Genomic DNA, 16,286 nt, shown 5'->3' on the forward strand with positions numbered 1-16,286 from the left:
TATCAGTTTCCATAGTATTTATCAGTCACTTCCGAGCGTTTAATCTTTATAAGCAGGGATTACTGTATCTGGATAAATTTCTGTCGGATAGTTGCCGGTAAAGCATGCCTGACACACACCATACTTTTGACGATCACGATCCTCTACAATGGAAGTTTCCAATCCTTCTGTTGACAAAAAGGATAAGGTGTCTGCACCAGTAATTTTGCGCATATCTTCAATCGAATTATTAGCCGCAATTAACTCACCTTTCGTAGATGTGTCGATTCCGTAATAACACGGGTTCTGAATCGGCGGAGAAGCGATACGTACATGGACTTCCGTAGCGCCTGCTTCTTTCAATAAACGAACGATACGACGGCTTGTTGTTCCACGAACGATCGAGTCATCAACCATGACAACACGCTTCCCGTCTACAATCCCGCGAACCGCTGACAGTTTCATCTTCACCCCTTGCTCACGTAATTCCTGGGATGGTTGGATAAAAGTACGGCCGACATAACGGTTTTTAATTAAACCGAGCTCATACGGAATGCCTGTTTCTTCTGAAAATCCTATCGCAGCGGATATACTCGAATCCGGTACACCTGTGACCACATCCGCTTCAACTGGTGCTTCGACTGCTAATTGTTTCCCCATCGTTTTACGGCTTGCATGGACATTTTTTTCATTTAAATCACTGTCCGGGCGAGAAAAATAGACGTATTCCATTGAGCAAAGTGTACGTTCCATTGGAGAAGTGAATTGTTTTGTTCTGAGTCCGTCCTCATCAATCACGATTAATTCACCAGGTCTTACTTCACGTTCATAGGTTGCACCGATTAAATCAAAAGCACACGTTTCTGATGCAACAACATAAGCATCACCTAAACGACCAATCGATAGCGGACGTAAACCGCGTGGATCCAATCCGATAAACAGTTGATCCTCTGTTAAAAGTGAGAAAGCATAGGCACCCTTAATCATACCTAATGCAGAAGAAATCGCCTCTTCCATCGGTACATTACCACTACGTTTTACTAGGTGAGCGATAACCTCTGTATCAGAAGTGGTCTGCATAATACTTCCTTGTGCTTCCAGTTGACTCTTCAAGGCATGAGCATTGACCAAATTTCCGTTATGCGCCAATGCTAGACTAGTCGTTTGAGAACGAAAAACGAGTGGCTGTACATTTTCATAGCCACCACCACCTTGTGTGGCATAGCGAACATGCCCAATTGCCGCATGTCCTTTCAGGCGGGAAACTTCACCTTCTGAAAAAACATCATTGATTAAGCCGACACCCTTATGAACATTTAATTTATCTCCGTCTGTTGTGACAATACCAGCACCTTCTTGCCCACGATGTTGGAGAGCATGGAGCCCGTAATACGTCATTTCGGCTGCTTTTTCATGTCCCCAGATCGCGAATACACCACATTCTTCATTTAGTCCTTTGATTTCAGCAAGCACGGGATAGCTCCTTTCCACAGTTGTTGTAATGATGTTACGTTTTCTGTGATTGCATCTGTTTCTCCGCTTCGAACCACTAGATTATTTGTATTTGTTACCGTTCCTAATAACGTTACGTTCTCCACTTTTGCTTCGAATGCTTCACGATCTTTCTCTGGAATAGATACGAGAAAACGTGATTGTGTTTCACTAAACAATACTGTTGTTAGATCTCCTTCAACCTGGATATCTGCACCAAAACCTTTCCCATTAAAAAGACTTTCCGCCAATGCAATACCGAGTCCACCTTCTGCAATGTCATGAGCAGATGAAATAAGACCTGTACGGATTGCATCTAATAATTGTTCCTGGCGTTTTACTTCCGTATCTAAATCTATTGCCGGAGCTTTACCGAAGTATTTACCTTCTAAAAGGTTTTGCAGCTCACTTCCTCCGAACTCTGCTTCTGTCTCACCAATTACGTAAATCAAGTCACCTTCATGTTGGAAGTGAGAGGCTGTAATATGATCAAGTGATTCATGTAATCCAACCATACCAACAACAGGTGTTGGGAAGATTGCCTGACCGTTTGATTCGTTATAAAGCGAAACATTACCGCTGATAACCGGTGTGTTCAGCTTTAAACTGGCGGCACTCATACCGTCTACGCTTTTTTCCATTTGCCAGAAGTTTTCTGGTTTGTCCGGGTTACCGAAGTTTAAACCGTCCGTAAGTGCAAGTGGTTTCGCACCAGAGGCAACGATATTGCGTGCTGCTTCTGCTACCGCAATTTTACCGCCTGCTTCCGGGTCTAAATGGATATAACGAGAATTACAGTCCGTTGTCATTGCAATGGCTTTGTTAAATCCGCGAACACGTACAACTGCTGCATCCGAACCTGGTGATAAGACGGTATTCGCCTGTACCATCGAGTCATATTGATCATAGACATATTCTTTGCTTGCGATCGTTGGCTGTTGTAATAATTGCTTCAATACATCTGCATGGTCAGGTAGTTCCGGTTGGTATGCAGGCATTGCTTGGTATTCTTGATAAAAGCTTGGAACTTTCGATTCCTTATAGAAAATCGGCGCATCTTCCGCTAAGTTATCGACTGGAATATCAGCAACAACTTCCTCTTTATGCAACAAGCGGAACATTTTATCTTCCGTAACTTGACCTACTGCTACTGCTTCCAGGCCATATTTCTTAAAAATGTCGACGATTTCCTGTTCCTCACCTTTTTTCACACATAGCAGCATACGTTCTTGTGATTCTGACAACATCATTTCGTACGCCGTCATGTTCTCTTCACGTTGTGGGATCAGGTCTAAGTTCATTTCCATCCCCATACCCGCTTTACTCGCCATCTCACTAGCAGATGAGGTAAGACCTGCTGCACCCATATCTTGAATCCCAACTAAGGCATCCGAATGAATTACTTCCAAACATGCTTCAATTAATAGCTTCTCCATAAAAGGGTCACCGACTTGTACGTTGGAACGCTTGCTTTCTGAGTCTTCAGATAAATCTTCAGAAGCGAATGTAGCACCATGGATTCCGTCACGGCCTGTTTTTGAACCAACATACATTATCGTGTTTCCAAGTCCAGCAGCGATCCCTTTTTGAATATCTTTCGTATCGATTAAGCCGACAGACATTGCGTTAACGAGTGGATTGCCTTCATAGCAATCATCAAATTGTACTTCGCCTCCGACAGTTGGTACTCCAACACAGTTACCGTAGCCAGCGATTCCGTGAACCACTTCATCAAAAAGATATTTGACCCGACCAGTGTTAAGATTACCGAAACGTAACGAGTTCAATGATGCGATTGGACGAGCCCCCATCGAGAAAACGTCACGGATAATACCACCAACTCCTGTTGCTGCCCCTTGGTATGGCTCAACCGCTGAAGGGTGGTTATGACTTTCGACTTTAAATACGACACCTTGGCCATCACCGATATCAACAACGCCAGCACCTTCACCAGGACCTTGCACAACTTGTGGTCCTTCAGTCGGAAATTTCTTTAATAATGGTTTAGACGTTTTATAACTGCAGTGTTCCGACCACATTACTGAAAAAATGCCGATTTCGGTAAAATTCGGGCGACGACCCATAATGTTTTTAATCATGTCATACTCTTTATCTGTTAAGCCCATTTCCTGATAGACTTTATCTTGTTCTACCAATTCAGGAGTAATCTCAGGCGCCTGCAACATAACGTTCCCTCCAGTTTTCTAGCATTGATTGGAATAATTTTAATCCGTCATCACTATTTAAAATGGCTTCAACCGCACGTTCCGGGTGTGGCATCATTCCTAGTACGTTTCCTTGTTCATTGATGATTCCGGCAACATCACTAACCGAACCATTCGGATTATTTTGGTACGTAAAGACGATTTGATTGTTTTCTTTTAATGTAGCAAGTGTCTCATCATCACAATAATAGTTTCCATCATGATGGGCGATCGGAATCGATATTACTTCGCCTTTTTCATATTTCGATGTAAAAAGGGTGTCATTGTTTACCACGTTTAAGCTTTCAAAATGACACATGAATTTCAGATTCTTATTTCGTAGCATAGCACCTGGCAATAGACCAGATTCTAATAATATTTGAAATCCGTTACAGACACCTAGAATGGGAACCCCTTTGTCTGCTTGTTCTCGTAACTGCACGACGATTTCCGATGTAGAAGCAATCGCGCCGGAACGAAGATAATCACCATAAGAGAATCCACCTGGTAGTAAAATCGCATCATAGCCTTCCAAGTTTGCTTCCTGATACCAAAGCATATCTGCTTCTTCGCCCAGTGCATCCTTTGCTGCATAGTACATATCGCGGTCACAGTTGGATCCAGGGAAGACAATCACAGCAAATTTCACTGGGCAACCCCCTCTTCTACTGTATACGAATAATTTTCGATAACTGGATTTGCGAGTAGTTTGTTACACATATCTTCAATTTCTGATTCGATATTCGCATCATCATGAACCGTTAACTCTAGATACTTGCCAACACGAACCTCTTTGACATTGTCATAACCTAGAGTATTTAATGATCCTTGCACTGCTTTCCCCTGTGGGTCTAATACGCCCTCTTTTAATGTAATGTGTACTTTTACTAGTTTCATTGTTTTGCCTCCAGTCTCGATAAAATATGGTCATATACAGTAACTAAGTCACCTAAGTCTTCTCTAAATACGTCTTTGTCCATTTTCTCTCCTGTTGCAATATCCCAAAGTCTGCAAGTGTCAGGACTCACTTCATCTGATAACACAATCTCGCCACTAGCATTGCGACCGAATTCCAATTTAAAATCGACAAGCTGCAAATTAATTTCTTTGAAGAAAGCTTGCAATTGTTCATTTACTTGAAGTGCCATTTTTTTAATTTTTGTCAGATCTGTTTCGGTTGCATCCGTTAATAATAACGCATGGTCGTCATTGATTAATGGATCACCAAGCTCATCCTTTTTATAAAAAAGTTCCACTAGCGGCGGATCGAAAATCGTTTTCTCTTCAATTCCTGTACGACGGACGATGCTTCCTGCCGCGACATTGCGAATAACAACCTCAAGCGGAATAATCGTTGTTTTCTCAACTAATTGCTCCGTTTCATTTAAAGCTTCTTTAAAATGACTGTTAATCCCCTGTTGATGGAGATATTCGAATACTTTAGCAGAAATTAAGTTGTTATAGCGTCCTTTCCCCTGAAATTCCGCTTTTTTTTCGCCGTTAAAGGCTGTTGCATCATTTTTGTAAGAAAGGACTAATAAATTCGAATTATCCGCTACCGTAAATACTTGCTTTGCTTTTCCTTCATATAACAGCTTGTCTTTCATTGGATTCCTCTCCTTATGCCAGGCCTATTTTTTTGAAAATCTGATCCACATTTTTTAAATGATACGTATAGTCAAAGCAATCGTCTAATTGCTCTTTTGATAAAGTATTGGTGATACGCTCTTCTTGTTCGATCAATTGGCGGAATGATGTTGCTGTCTCCCATGCTTTCATCGCATTTGGCTGTACCATATCATATGCTTCCTCACGACTCATACCTTGATCTATAAGGGAAAGCAATACACGTTGTGAGAAAATAACACCATACGTGCGATCGATGTTCCGTTTCATATTTTCCGGAAATACTGTTAAGTTTTTCACGATATTGCCAAATCGATTCAACATATAATTCAGGGCAATTGTTGCATCCGGTAAAATAACACGCTCTGCTGAAGAGTGGGAAATATCACGTTCATGCCATAAGGACACATTTTCATAAGAAGTCATCATATAACCACGGATGACACGTGCCATTCCTGTCATATTCTCAGAACCAATTGGGTTACGTTTATGTGGCATTGCTGAAGAACCTTTTTGACCTTTCGCAAAAAATTCTTCCACTTCTCTTGTTTCTGTTTTTTGCAAGCCACGGATTTCGGTTGCGAATTTTTCGATCGAGCTTGCGACTAATGCCAGTGCAGACATATATTGAGCATGACGGTCACGCTGTAATGTTTGGGTCGATACCGGTGCCGGTTGCAATCCTAGTTGTTCACAAACATATTTTTCAACAAACGGATCGATATTAGCATAGGTACCAACTGCACCTGATAATTTCCCTGTTTCAATTACTTTTGCTGCAGCATCAAAACGTTCGAGGTTTCGTTTCATTTCTTCATACCATAATGCCAATTTCAGTCCGAAAGTCGTCGGCTCCGCATGAACACCATGTGTACGCCCCATCATAACGGTATTTTTATGCTCGATTGCTTTTTCTTTTAAAATCTCAATAAAGTTCACAATATCACGACGGATAATTTGATTCGCTTGTTTTATCGTATATGAAAGTGCCGTATCTACAACATCTGTTGAAGTAAGGCCGTAGTGTACCCACTTTTTCTCATCACCTAATGTTTCGGAAACAGCACGGGTGAATGCAACCACATCATGGCGAGTCTCTTGCTCGATTTCAAAAATACGTTCGATATTAAAAGATGCATTTTCTCTAATTTTTTTGACATCTTCTTTTGGAATGATTCCTAATTCACTCCATGCTTCACATGCTAAAATTTCAACCTCAAGCCATGCGTTAAAGCGATTCTCATCTGTCCAGATATTTCCCATTTCTTCTCTTGTATAACGTTCGATCATAAATGTTTCCTCCTAGTTTTCGATTATCTTTTTTTCCACTAGTTCATTATATATGATTAAAGGATTGTCCCCAATAAATGTTACATGTCCCATTTTACGCAATGGCTTGTTTTCTGCTTTTCCGTACATATGAATGTGTGCATTAGGGTTATCATCTAATTGACTGAAAAAAGGATCTACGTCTTTTCCAAGTAAATTAACCATCACCGCTCCACCATGAGAATCGATAGAGATCAATGGCAATCCACAAATAGCCCGAATATGCTGTTCAAATTGCGATACATCACATGCTTCAATTGTAAAGTGTCCAGAGTTATGCGGCCTTGGTGCCAGTTCATTAATTAAAATATCTTCGCCACTTACAAACATTTCGATTGCGAATGTTCCAACAACACCAATTGTTTCTGCAATTGCTTTTGCCGCCTGACGAGCTTTATCTGCTATTTGTTCGGAAACCCGTGCTGGTGCAATCGTCGCGTGTAAAATATGATCACGGTGAATGTTTTCTGCTACAGGGAAATAAGTGATATCTCCTGTTTGTGTTCTCGTAAAAACAATCGAGATTTCTTTATCAAAAGGTACCCATTTTTCTATAATTAAACGATCTGCTTGCTCAAGCATCTCCACTGCGGTTTCGATATCCGCTTCACTTGAGAGCTTTGCTTGCCCTTTGCCATCATAACCGCCGCGACATGTTTTAGCGACTGAAGGATAACCGATTTTTTCAACTGCCGCCTGTAATTCTGCAGTAGTTGTGACAATTGCAAAGTCTGCGACTGGCTGTTTACTGTCGATCATTGCTTTTTTCTCTAGTTCACGGTCTTGCGTAACTTTCAGTGAGTTGGCACCTTGCGGAAGAATGTCTGATTCTTCGAGAATTTGTGCTGCTGTTAAATCAACGTTTTCAAATTCGTATGTCACCACATCACTTTTCTCCGCTAACTGTTTAACTGCTGTTAAATCATCATATGCAGCGACGATTTGTTCATCTGCTACTTGTGCTGTCGGACAGTCTGGGGTTGGATCGAGTACCACGACACGATATCCCATATGTTTGGCTACCGTAGTCATCATTCGCCCTAGCTGTCCACCACCAATAATCCCGATAGTAGAGCCGAATAATAGTTTATTGGTCTGCAAGATTGTCCCTCATTTCTGCTACTTTTTCTTTTAGTTGGTTTTGATGGTTGGCTAATCGTGCTGCTGTTTCTTGATCACTTGTGCCAATGATTTGTGCTGCGAGAATACCTGCATTTTTGGCCCCTGCTTTGCCAATTGCGACGGTTGCAACTGGTACACCACCGGGCATTTGTACGATGGAATAGAGTGAATCTACACCGCTGAGTGTGCTTGTTTTAACAGGCACGCCGATGACAGGCAACGTAGTTTTCGCTGCGACCATGCCTGGTAGGTGGGCTGCGCCGCCTGCTCCTGCGATGATAACTTTCAGACCTCTTTCTCTTGCAGTTTCGGCATATTTAAACATGTCTTCCGGAGTTCTGTGTGCGGAGATGATTTCTTTTTCATAACTGATTCCGAGTTCTTCCAACGCTTCACACGTATGCTCCATCGTTTTCCAATCGGATATACTTCCCATGATAACACCAACCTGTGCCATACAATCCCCACTTCCCTCTATATAATATCTGCTCGAATCACATAATTAATATAAACTACGAAGTAATTTTTCATTGAATTAGCTTTCGATCGTCCTTCCAAAGATAAGTGGTAGGAAATCGCTTTGGCAGAATACTTCGCTTTCCGTGGGCACGGCTTCAGCTAACTTGGTAAAGTAAGTCACTTTACCAAGTGGATCTTCAGCCCGTGCTGTTCCCACAGGAGTCTGCGTATTCTGCCTACGCTAGTTCTAATGTTTTGATTGTTGAAAGAAGATGACCATTGGAAATATAATGAATGAATTTCTTCTCATCTGATCAAAAAACTACACTAAGCTGCGGAAAAAATGCGAGACTCCTGTGGGAAAGGAACAGTCTGAAGACCCCACAGGAAGCGGTTTTGGCTTCCGAGGAGGCTGAAGCGTTCCCCACGGAAAGCGAGTGTTTTTTCCGCAGCGACGAGTTAGCCGTCACCTCCAGAAGAACGGAAAAACATCTCATCCAAAATGAATTTTCATTACTTCGCAGTTTGTATCTACTATAGGTGTTCAAGGTATAATTAATAATAATAATAAGATATAAAAAAACCTACCCACTTCTCTATCAGGAGAGAAGATGAATAGGTGTGATTTCCATAACTATCCTGATGATTTTCGGATAAAATCATCGGTCATCTTCCCTCATAGTCCATCATTTACGGCGATGGGTAGAAACTTTTGAGCCATATTCTCAAACTATATGAGGCAATTATTGTGTTAGATTTTTTTACTACACTGTTATGATAACAAGCGCACTCGAATCCTGTCAATAAAAATCGAACAATAAAATAATAGTTTATATCATCGTTCGGTTTTTGGTTAATTAGGAAGCGATATTAAACATAAAAAGGAGAGCCCGCTGACCTATTTGGTCCTGCAAGCTCTCATTTTTATATCGTCCACTCATCATTCACCAACGCAACTAGTTTCCATTCACCTTGTGCGTTTGGTTCAAAAACCACATACAAGCTGCTCCAATCAAGCTCTTCTTGTCCTTCTTTATAAAATTCTACAGAATGAAATTTCTGAAAGAATTCTTTAATATTATTAATCATGTTTCCTCGGCTATCGGTTTTATCAAATGTTACCTCATCTGGGTTCAGAAAGTCAGCCTGATAGACGTATTCTTCATGGTATTCGACTGGAGTTAATTCAATTGGGAATCCACTCCCATCCTCCATTCCCCAGACATACTCTTCCGTGTCTTGTTTGAATGCCGCTACTTTACTTGGCTCAAATACAAGATCATTCTCGTTCACATTGACATATGGGGAATACAAGAGCCCTTTCTCCTCATGCACATAAGTTGCAAGTTCCTCAAAATTTTGGTCTTCTAATACTTCGAGGATTTGGTTTGCCTGCTCCTTTAATTTCGTTTCAACATCCTTTTCCTCTTCGCCTTTCTTATTAAAAAACACTGGAATACTCTCTTGCTTGTGATGCTCACTCAACGGTCTCATTTCAGCTGCACTTGCCCTTTCTGGATTTGAGGCAGCAGGATTTAAAATACCAGTGTAGCTTAAAGCCATTAATGGTACTAAAAGAACAACACTAACTATCCCCCACTTAAAACGATTCATAATCATCCTCCTTTTAATAATAGAATGCCTTCAAAATTATTATTTACAAGAGGATGATTATTATCATAAGTAAATTCCAAAAAATACAGAGTCAGCTAAGAGTCTGTTAATGTTCGTGTTTTACTAATTTTGTATCGAATACTATTTTTCTGTCTTTAGGAACTGGTTGCCCATTTTCTTCAGTGAAAATGGGTTCCTCTACACGCCTCGTTGGCTGATAACCTTCCTGTTTTATCCTTGCTAAACAATCATCAATCGTTTCGTTCTTCGTCACTTCGAACTTCTTCTTGGTTGGCTTCTTGCTGCTGTTGCTCTTCTGCTTTTTTGACACTTTTACGAATCCTCCCTCTCCTTACTTGTTTCACCCAGAACCCACCATGGATCTGTTTCGGTTCGTAGGCAATAATAAAAGCCTTTGGATCAATGGATTTAATCGTTTCGTATAAATGCAGCTCATATTTTCTTGGTGATAGAATCTGTATCGATAACCGATCACCCTCCATACCGTAAGCGTACCAACTTGTCACTCCATAACCTTCATCTCTTAATTGTTTTGTAAATGAAATATCCGGATCCGAAGAAATCACATTGACTGTGATATATCCTAGCGCTAATTTTTCTTCTATTTTAGAACCGATGACTACACCAAGTCCATAACCTAAACCATAAGCCACCAAGTTTTGAATTTCTTCTAAATTATCTAATACGATGCCAAGACCTACTATATAGATAACTACTTCAAATATACCGATGATTCCAGCGATATATCGTCTACCTTTTAATGTAAGAATTACTCTTATTGTAGATAAAGATACATAGACGATATTGATAACCATAATAATAACAATCATAATAAACGCATTTTCAAGCATTTTAAAACACCTCCGCTTATGCACAACCATTTGTATGTGTCATATCTTATATTATTGCGAAACCATTTTACCACAGCAAAAAGAGAAAAGGGAGAGATAGTTTTGGATCCATTTCAACATATGCATGAATGGAAAAATAACTTAGACCAATTTTTCGGTGGCGACTTTTGGGACGACTTTGAACATATTGTAAAACCGCCCATTCCAGCCGTTAATATATACGAATTGGACAATGAAATCATCGTTTATGTTAATTTGCCCGGAATTAAAGATCGTAAACAAGTGAAGGTATTTATTCATGATACTGTACTGGAATTAAAGGGTAATCTTTTCCCTGTAAAGCAATCAGGAAAAATGATCAAACAAGAGATTTTACAAGGAGAATTCTCTAGACAAATTGACTTACCTTTTCCAGTGAGGGAGGATCGTATTACAGCAACATTAAAACAAGGATTGATGACCATTCAACTTCATCGTCTAGTGGATGCTAAGAAGAAGAAGCATTCAATAGACATTGAGGAATTTGAAGATTAAACAATAAAAGAATAGTGGAAAACATTAGCTCACCAAATAAAGAATATAATTATTACACTTATTATATAACACATAGTCTGGCAGTATGAACTATTTAGATAAATTCCACGTTGTCCCTAAACAATATCTCTTCGATTAGTTCTATAAATAAAGTGACAAGCTATTGCTACTCCCACAACAACAAGAATTATAGAGATAGGTGGTCTCGATCCATAGATCTCCACATTGTTTGGAGCATATATCGGTAAATAAACAATAAACGCTAATACAGCTGCTGCTACCATTGTAGCTATTACAGACTTACGTATCATGCCAAAGAATAAAGGAATGAAACCGATGATCGCCGTCACAATTGCTTGGATGAAGACCTCCAAGAACAACCTTAACGATAAAAACGACGTAATCTGCTCTGTAATAACGACAGAATACAAATTTGCCATATAAATTAAACTAAAGGAAACTAAGGTCGTAGCTAGGAAGAAAAAGGTTGTCAGAATTCCAACTAGAAACATTTTTGATAAGAGTAACTTCCAACGTGGAATGGGATATAGAAAAAGAACCGATATCGTTTTGCTCTTGTATTCATTGATAATAAGATTCACCAGAAAAATAGCTGCTGCAATCGTAGTCGAAATTCTTACAATCGTTAGGATAAATTGATAGACAAAGTGATAATCTGGATAACTCGGATAAAATACTTGTATATCGGCAGGATTAATCTCCTGTACTATTAGCCAAACCATGGAGGCGATGGCAATATTAATTATCACAAATCCGATCAGGTAAGACTTCCAGTGAAGCTTCGTTATATCCATCTTAAGTAATTGAATCATATGTCATCTACCCCTTATATGATTGTAAAATATAGTCTTCTAATGTATCTTGAGTTTGTTTAATTTCGTGTATCGCTATATCATGAGTAACTAGCATCTTCACAATTTGGTGTATTGGGATAGTTGATGTATCAATCCGGATAGAGGAGTCGCTAATCACTCGATAATCTGACAGTTGAAGTTCGTTCTCCAATAAATGAGCCACTTGACTGCAAGAATCTATTTTCAATTCCGTATACCTAGAAAGATTTTCTTTGATATTATGCACCGATACTTCCTCGATCAACTTGCCATCGTTAAGTACACCGATCGTATCGGCTAACTGTTCTAATTCTTCCATATGGTGACTCGAAATGATGACCGTCATATCATATTGTTGATTGAGCTTCTGGATGGTTTGGCGTAGAGTTTTTATTCCAACCGGATCCATACCGTTGGAAGGTTCATCGAGAATTAGCAATTTAGGCTTTAAGGCTATCGCTCTAATCAAACCTAACCTTTGCTTTACTCCAGCTGAATATGTACGAACTGGTTTTTGGACTTGATCTTGTATACCAACTCGATCGATGGTTTCCGTGATAAGTTGTTGATCATAAAAACCCATGTAATCAAAATGCATCTGCAGATTCTCAAGTCCCGTTCGGTTCTCATAAAAAATGGGGTCTCCAATCATGCTACCAATTTGTTGTAAATATAAATAGGAGTTGTTCGTAATCCGTTCACCGAATATTTCTATTTCTCCTTGGCTAGGTTTCCATAAACCAGTGAGTAATTGAAATAGCGATGTCTTGCCTGCCCCATTCGGACCTACTAGACCATAAATTTCTCCCTGGCTCACGTGCATATTAACTTCTGAAATAATCGTTTGCTTATGCATCTGCTTACTGAGGTTTTTCGTCTTAACTATATAAGTCATACCACCACCTCCTTAACTACTTTGGCATCGCTGTAACTTCACTGTGATACTTGTCTTGACAAAGGGAGTACTGGTTATCTCAATGTCTCCATGCATCTTTTCGACTAGCTGCTTGGTAATAGCCAGACCTAAGCCCGAACCTTGATTATGCTTGCCTTCCATCTTATCCTTTGTATACAGCCGTTCAAATACAAGCTCTTTATATGGTTCACTGATTCCCTTACCGCGATCCCATATTTCGATATAAACAAATTGTTCATCCGCTCGAAGCTTCGTACCGATTACTTTTCCTTCGTCACCGTAACGAATCGCATTGGATAATAAATTTTGTAAGACTCGATCGAGGGCTTCTTTATTAGCTAAAGCATAGACAGGTCGATCTAGTAATTGGAGATCCATGTTCAACCCTTTTGCTTCGACTTGTTGATAGAAGCTTAGAACGTTCTCCTTACACAATGCCGACAGGTCTAATTGTACAAGAGCAATATCTACATCATCTGACTCTAAACGCACTAATTCAAAAAAACGATTGATGCGTTGTACAATTTCTTGCGCTTTATTATGAATAAGTGACAGATACCTTGTTTTTTCTTTAAAATCCATAGCAGGATCTTGTAAAAGGGTTTCTGTTAGTCCAAGAACAACAGTAAGTGGTGTCCGCAGATCATGTGAAATGTTGGTTATCATCTTCTTCATTGCCAGCTCTTTCTGTGAAAAGGTTATGGAGGATTCCTGTTTCATCTGGAGCAGACGATTGATTTCAACCAACAGTATTTTCAATGCCGGCTCATTTGTAGAATAATATAAAACATGAGATGATGGTTGATTCACCAAATCAGCCAACTGGCCTGCAATATGACGTAAGTCTCGCGCATGACGTATACGGGAATAGATGATATACGTTAACAACAAACAGATGACAACAATCAGTACACTATTTGCCATCCTGATCTCCCCACTTATAACCGATACCCCAAATTGTTTTCACATATAGAGGAGACGAGGGATTATCTTCTATCTTCTCTCTTAGTCTGCTTATATGTACATTAATAATATTCGCATCTTCATAGTAATCTTCTTTCCAGACACGCCTATAGATCTCTTCTTTGGTAAAAATCTTATTACGTTGTCCTATCAATAACTGCAAGATCTGGAACTCTTTTAATGTTAGTTGAATCGATTGATTGTTTTTCTTCACAGAATACGTAGCGGGTAAAATCTCCAGCCCATCCACTTTTGTCACTTGATCGTTTTGCTCTATTTGATAGCCAGCTCGGCGCAAAAGTGCTTTTACCCTTGCCAATAGTTCAGTCATAGAGAATGGCTTGGATAGATAATCATCTGCACCAAAGCCAAGTCCCAATGCCTTATCTAAATCAGATCCCTTCGCTGAAAGTATTATAATGGGAACCAAACTGTGCATTCTTATTGTTTTCAAACATTCTATTCCATCCTTTTTCGGAAGCATCAAGTCCAGTATTAGTAAGTCAAAAGATTCTTGCTGAACGGTTTCAATAGCTTTCTCACCATCATATGCACAGACGATGGTATACCCTTCCTTACGTAAAAAGTTATCAACCATTTCACTAATATTTACATCATCTTCAATAAGCAATATGCGTTGTGACACGCTGGCATCACATCCTTATCCATTGTATATGGATTCATTATATCATCTTATTGTAGTTGCTTATTAAGAAAACGAAGGGAAGCCTCATTAATCAGCTCATGAACCGCTTTCGGATCCCCTTTTGGCGCTAGAAGTAGTGGTGCATAAAGCGGAAGATCAGAGAAGCTAATGTGTGACGTATGCTCAAATACCACGGATTCAGCACCAGCTGCTAGTAAAAGCTCCCTACGCTTTTCTATTTCTTCCCTGTTGGTTCGGTGCCATTCTTTCGTATGTCCTGATTGTTCCATAACTTCCTCTTCACTATATTCATCGAGGGTTTGATAGAATGATTCTGAATCAAGCGATGAGTCTGCAGCCATAAGCATAAGTGGTTTGTCTAGCTTGACTGGGAAATCATCCAATCCAAAAATTCCGCCATCCATATTAATAGCTGCTTTCACTCGATCATCATGCAATAACATATAGACAGCAGTAGATCCACCATAAGAATGACCTACCACCCCAATTCGATCCAAGTCCATCGCATTATTAAAACGTTCACTTTGGTTTAATAACTCAAGTTGATCAAGCACAAATTTACTATTAGATGCCCATCGATCCATATGCGTATCCAATTCAGAAGCTCCAGCACCAGCTAAATTCAGGTATTGGTTCTCAACGATTTCCCCGTCTGGAAAAACAGACGCCGCCGCATAATTAGGTTGATCAATCGCAATGACAATGTAACCATGACTCGCTAACTCTTCTACTTGAAATGTATTCTGATTCCGTATTCCGCCCAATCCGTGAGAGAATAACAATACTGGATAAGATGTCTGTGTAGTGGAAATATCAGCGTCCAAGTAAGCATGAGTTCGAATTTCACCTAAATGACGTAATGCAAAATCTGGAAAACCTACCATTGTGGATAGGCTAGCGGTTACTTCTGGGACATCTAGAATATATGCTGCCCTTTGTTGATTATTTTTTGGTTCTGCTGGATACCAAGTTTGAACCATCAACTCGTTATCCCCTTCTTGTAAGTGCAAAACACCGGTCCCCACCTCTTCGTTTCCTGTTGGTTCAGCAAAAGTAAACGCAGGTAGCAAGGATGGAAGCATAAATGATATCACACTATACAACAGGACTAGCCCTACGGATAGAAACTGTTTCCACCTTTTTGACTTACGAGTTGCCTTTCTATTCTGATAAATCATATACAAAAGGGTTAACACAGGCAGACAGTAAGTCGGAATCATCTGCCACCTTGCGCCCAGTATCACGTGAATAACGGTAATTATGGAAATGATACAAAAGAGCCCTATCTTCTTTTTGGTTATAGATCTAGTTACTAACACCCACAATAGCATGCCTACATTCAAAACCAACACGACGATTTCTAAACTATTCATTTCAAGCTCATCCTCTCGATCTTTTATAAAGACAGTTTAGCAAGGAGAACTTTCTAGTTTATTTCGTAAATCTTACATATTTCTTAAGAAATTTTTATAAAAATGCAGCGAAAAAGTGGCTGTTTTGTGGACGATTAGCACAGTGATAAAGGAAACGAAACAAATAAATGTTACTTTCACCCAATGGTGTAAAGGTGACTAAGCCTCGTCAGCAATCCTAGTCCACCTTAAATCTCCGATATTTGGATGACAAAAACAGGAGAAACATCTGCGGTGTCTCTCC

Annotated in this window: 17 protein-coding genes and 1 riboswitch; of the genes, 1 reads left to right on the forward strand and 16 read right to left on the reverse strand. The window is 39.8% G+C overall.

Annotated elements, in window-relative coordinates; translation table 11 throughout:
* Positions 1-39: 39 nt before the first annotated feature.
* The 11 genes from purF to BM121_RS14635 all read right to left on the reverse strand — a co-directional run bounded on the left by purF (position 40) and on the right by BM121_RS14635 (position 10,696).
* A complete protein-coding gene (gene purF / locus BM121_RS14585; RefSeq protein ID WP_091484390.1) occupies positions 40-1,452 on the reverse strand; it encodes an amidophosphoribosyltransferase in 1,413 nt (470 codons plus the stop codon).
* Positions 1,428-3,656, reverse strand: a complete 2,229-nt coding sequence (gene purL, locus BM121_RS14590; protein ID WP_091484391.1) for a phosphoribosylformylglycinamidine synthase subunit PurL — start codon at positions 3,654-3,656, stop codon at positions 1,428-1,430. The genes purF and purL overlap by 25 nt, the downstream gene beginning before the upstream one ends.
* Positions 3,640-4,323, reverse strand: a complete 684-nt coding sequence (gene purQ / locus BM121_RS14595; RefSeq protein WP_091484392.1) for a phosphoribosylformylglycinamidine synthase subunit PurQ — start codon at positions 4,321-4,323, stop codon at positions 3,640-3,642. The genes purL and purQ overlap by 17 nt, the downstream gene beginning before the upstream one ends.
* Positions 4,320-4,571, reverse strand: a complete 252-nt coding sequence (gene purS, locus BM121_RS14600; RefSeq protein WP_091484393.1) for a phosphoribosylformylglycinamidine synthase subunit PurS — start codon at positions 4,569-4,571, stop codon at positions 4,320-4,322. The genes purQ and purS overlap by 4 nt, the downstream gene beginning before the upstream one ends.
* On the reverse strand, positions 4,568-5,281 hold the full coding sequence (purC, locus tag BM121_RS14605; protein ID WP_091484394.1) for a phosphoribosylaminoimidazolesuccinocarboxamide synthase: 714 nt from the start codon (positions 5,279-5,281) through the stop codon (positions 4,568-4,570). Before purC ends, purS begins: the two co-directional genes overlap by 4 nt.
* A gap of 13 nt (positions 5,282-5,294) precedes the next feature.
* Positions 5,295-6,590: an adenylosuccinate lyase gene (gene purB, locus BM121_RS14610; protein ID WP_091484395.1), complete on the reverse strand. Its 1,296-nt coding sequence runs from the start codon at positions 6,588-6,590 to the stop codon at positions 5,295-5,297.
* Positions 6,591-6,602: 12 nt separating this feature from the next.
* A complete protein-coding gene (gene purK / locus BM121_RS14615; RefSeq protein ID WP_091484396.1) occupies positions 6,603-7,730 on the reverse strand; it encodes a 5-(carboxyamino)imidazole ribonucleotide synthase in 1,128 nt (375 codons plus the stop codon).
* Positions 7,717-8,208 carry a 5-(carboxyamino)imidazole ribonucleotide mutase gene (gene purE / locus BM121_RS14620; RefSeq protein ID WP_091484397.1) on the reverse strand — a complete coding sequence of 164 codons (492 nt, stop codon included), beginning with the start codon at positions 8,206-8,208 and terminating at the stop codon, positions 7,717-7,719. The genes purK and purE overlap by 14 nt, the downstream gene beginning before the upstream one ends.
* Before the next feature lie 661 nt (positions 8,209-8,869).
* Positions 8,870-8,968: riboswitch (purine riboswitch) on the reverse strand.
* Between the two features lie 166 nt (positions 8,969-9,134).
* A complete protein-coding gene (locus BM121_RS14625) occupies positions 9,135-9,824 on the reverse strand; it encodes a hypothetical protein (protein ID WP_091484398.1) in 690 nt (229 codons plus the stop codon).
* Between the two features lie 106 nt (positions 9,825-9,930).
* Positions 9,931-10,155, reverse strand: a complete 225-nt coding sequence (locus BM121_RS14630; RefSeq protein ID WP_245780813.1) for an NETI motif-containing protein — start codon at positions 10,153-10,155, stop codon at positions 9,931-9,933.
* Positions 10,076-10,696: a DUF2179 domain-containing protein gene (locus BM121_RS14635; protein WP_091484400.1), complete on the reverse strand. Its 621-nt coding sequence runs from the start codon at positions 10,694-10,696 to the stop codon at positions 10,076-10,078. Before BM121_RS14635 ends, BM121_RS14630 begins: the two co-directional genes overlap by 80 nt.
* A gap of 102 nt (positions 10,697-10,798) precedes the next feature.
* Here BM121_RS14635 and BM121_RS14640 point away from each other — a divergent pair, with 102 nt between their 5' ends.
* Positions 10,799-11,230, forward strand: coding sequence for an Hsp20/alpha crystallin family protein (locus BM121_RS14640; protein ID WP_091484401.1), 432 nt, complete (start codon positions 10,799-10,801; stop codon positions 11,228-11,230).
* A 116-nt stretch (positions 11,231-11,346) separates the two neighbouring features.
* On the opposite strand, the gene BM121_RS14645 is transcribed toward BM121_RS14640, so the two are convergent.
* The 5 genes from BM121_RS14645 to BM121_RS14665 form a co-directional block, all read right to left on the reverse strand.
* Positions 11,347-12,063, reverse strand: a complete 717-nt coding sequence (locus BM121_RS14645) for an ABC transporter permease (protein WP_091484402.1) — start codon at positions 12,061-12,063, stop codon at positions 11,347-11,349.
* 7 nt (positions 12,064-12,070) lie between these two features.
* The gene (locus BM121_RS14650; protein ID WP_091484403.1) at positions 12,071-12,979 is read right to left on the reverse strand and encodes an ABC transporter ATP-binding protein; all 909 of its coding nucleotides are present in this window, start codon (positions 12,977-12,979) and stop codon (positions 12,071-12,073) included.
* 12 nt (positions 12,980-12,991) lie between these two features.
* A complete protein-coding gene (locus BM121_RS14655) occupies positions 12,992-13,924 on the reverse strand; it encodes a sensor histidine kinase (protein WP_091484404.1) in 933 nt (310 codons plus the stop codon).
* Complete coding sequence (locus BM121_RS14660; RefSeq protein ID WP_425432244.1) at positions 13,914-14,561, reverse strand: response regulator transcription factor; 648 nt, start codon at positions 14,559-14,561, stop codon at positions 13,914-13,916. The genes BM121_RS14655 and BM121_RS14660 overlap by 11 nt, the downstream gene beginning before the upstream one ends.
* A 95-nt stretch (positions 14,562-14,656) precedes the next feature.
* Positions 14,657-16,003 (reverse strand): alpha/beta hydrolase family protein, encoded by a 1,347-nt coding sequence (locus BM121_RS14665; protein WP_091484406.1) that lies wholly within the window; start codon positions 16,001-16,003, stop codon positions 14,657-14,659.
* Positions 16,004-16,286: the final 283 nt, after the last annotated feature.

It is taken from the genome of Gracilibacillus orientalis (assembly GCF_900114645.1).
GTDB classification, from domain to species: domain Bacteria; phylum Bacillota; class Bacilli; order Bacillales; family Amphibacillaceae; genus Gracilibacillus; species Gracilibacillus orientalis.

Excerpts from the sequence above, each read along its gene's own strand:
- purE (WP_091484397.1), bottom strand. The coding sequence starts at position 8,208 with ATGGCACAGGTTGGTGTTATCATGGGAAGTATATCCGATTGGAAAACG.
- BM121_RS14650 (WP_091484403.1), bottom strand. The coding sequence starts at position 12,979 with ATGACTTATATAGTTAAGACGAAAAACCTCAGTAAGCAGATGCATAAG.
- BM121_RS14660 (WP_425432244.1), bottom strand. The coding sequence starts at position 14,561 with ATGGTTGATAACTTTTTACGTAAGGAAGGGTATACCATCGTCTGTGCA.
- BM121_RS14635 (WP_091484400.1), bottom strand. The coding sequence starts at position 10,696 with ATGCTTGAAAATGCGTTTATTATGATTGTTATTATTATGGTTATCAAT.
- purL (WP_091484391.1), bottom strand. The coding sequence starts at position 3,656 with ATGTTGCAGGCGCCTGAGATTACTCCTGAATTGGTAGAACAAGATAAA.
- purB (WP_091484395.1), bottom strand. The coding sequence starts at position 6,590 with ATGATCGAACGTTATACAAGAGAAGAAATGGGAAATATCTGGACAGAT.
- BM121_RS14625 (WP_091484398.1), bottom strand. The coding sequence starts at position 9,824 with ATGAATCGTTTTAAGTGGGGGATAGTTAGTGTTGTTCTTTTAGTACCA.
- purC (WP_091484394.1), bottom strand. The coding sequence starts at position 5,281 with ATGAAAGACAAGCTGTTATATGAAGGAAAAGCAAAGCAAGTATTTACG.
- BM121_RS14665 (WP_091484406.1), bottom strand. The coding sequence starts at position 16,003 with ATGAATAGTTTAGAAATCGTCGTGTTGGTTTTGAATGTAGGCATGCTA.
- BM121_RS14645 (WP_091484402.1), bottom strand. The coding sequence starts at position 12,063 with ATGATTCAATTACTTAAGATGGATATAACGAAGCTTCACTGGAAGTCT.
- purS (WP_091484393.1), bottom strand. The coding sequence starts at position 4,571 with ATGAAACTAGTAAAAGTACACATTACATTAAAAGAGGGCGTATTAGAC.
- BM121_RS14655 (WP_091484404.1), bottom strand. The coding sequence starts at position 13,924 with ATGGCAAATAGTGTACTGATTGTTGTCATCTGTTTGTTGTTAACGTAT.